We start from the raw sequence: 1,246 nt of genomic DNA on the forward strand, positions 1-1,246 counted from the left end.
GATTGGTAAGGCCTGAGATTTATAGACACCTTTTATGGTAAAAATGTCACTATGACCATAAGAGGAAAATCATGAGTAAAGGTATTCGTTATTCCACCGAGTTTAAACAAGAAGCTGTGAACCAAGTGAAGATTCACGGCTATTCAACCGCTGAAGTGGCTGATCGTCTAGGTGTGAGCACAAAAGCAATCTATCGCTGGATTAAAGAGCTTTCAAAACCAGTGGAAATAAGAGCGGAAGAATCGGATCTTCGCGCTGAGATTGCGCGGTTAAAACGTGAACTCAAACGCACTGAACAAGAACGAAATATATTAAAGGAAGCCGCGGTGTTCTTTGCAGGCGAGTCAAAGAACGGTACCGGTTCATAAAATCTCGTCGTGCCTGTTACCCCATCAGAGTAATGTGTAAAACGCTTGGTGTGCATCCAAGTGGTTTCTACACGTGGTTGAAAGAGCCCGTGAGTAAACGTGCCGAGGCCGATAAAAAACTGACCGCCCAGATTAAGCAATGCTGGATTGAAAGCGGTGGTTTTCACGGGTATCGGAATATCTACCTTGATATGCGTGATGCCAACCAGTTTTGTGGCCGTGACCGCGTTTTACGGTTAATGCGCCAAGCGGCCATCAAAGCACAACGGGGATATGACGTACCGCGAGGCTACTATGGTGGTAAGCCCGACAGTGTTGCTGAGAACGAACTAAATCGCGGCTTTGATGTAGAAGCACCAAACACGTGGTGGGTTACCGATATCACGTATATAAAAACACACGAAGGCTTTTTATTTTTGGCCGTTGTAATCGATTTGTTTGCTCGCAATGTCGTGGGCTGGTCGATGAGCGACCGTATGACCGAAGATATCGCCATGCAGGCCCTCACATCGGCGTACTGGCGTCGAAAGCCAACGGGTGAGGTTAAGATACACTCAGACCAAGGCTCTCAATATGCGAGTCGGCAGTTCAGAAAGTTACTTGAGAGTTACAATATTAAACCGAGTATGAGCCGTAGAGGAAATTGCCATGACAATGCGGTTGCGGAAAGCTTCTTTAGCAATTTAAAGAAAGATAAAATCCGACGTCGTATTTACCAAACGCGAGCAGAAGCAAAGCAGGCGGTGTTTCATTACATCGAGATGGTTTACAATCCGAAACGGCGACATACGAATAACCAACGTGTGTCACCAAACAACTTTGAACGTGAGTATTTTAAGCAACTAGAAGGTGTCTAGAATACTCAGGCCTTACCAGAT

1 protein-coding gene is annotated in these 1,246 nt (G+C 45.7%); it reads left to right on the top strand.

Annotation, left to right across the window (positions count from 1 at the left end):
- The first annotated feature begins 71 nt into the window (after nucleotides 1–71).
- Nucleotides 72–1,225, top strand: a protein-coding gene (locus A28LD_RS01760) for an IS3 family transposase (RefSeq protein ID WP_139043485.1) whose coding sequence is annotated in 2 segments (ribosomal slippage) — nucleotides 72–321 and nucleotides 321–1,225 — 1,155 coding nt in all. Because the reading frame shifts where the segments join, the coding sequence is not laid out codon by codon here.
- Nucleotides 1,226–1,246: the final 21 nt, after the last annotated feature.

Origin of the sequence: Idiomarina sp. A28L (assembly GCF_000218785.1) — a bacterium.
Classification (GTDB): Bacteria; Pseudomonadota; Gammaproteobacteria; order Enterobacterales; family Alteromonadaceae; genus Aliidiomarina.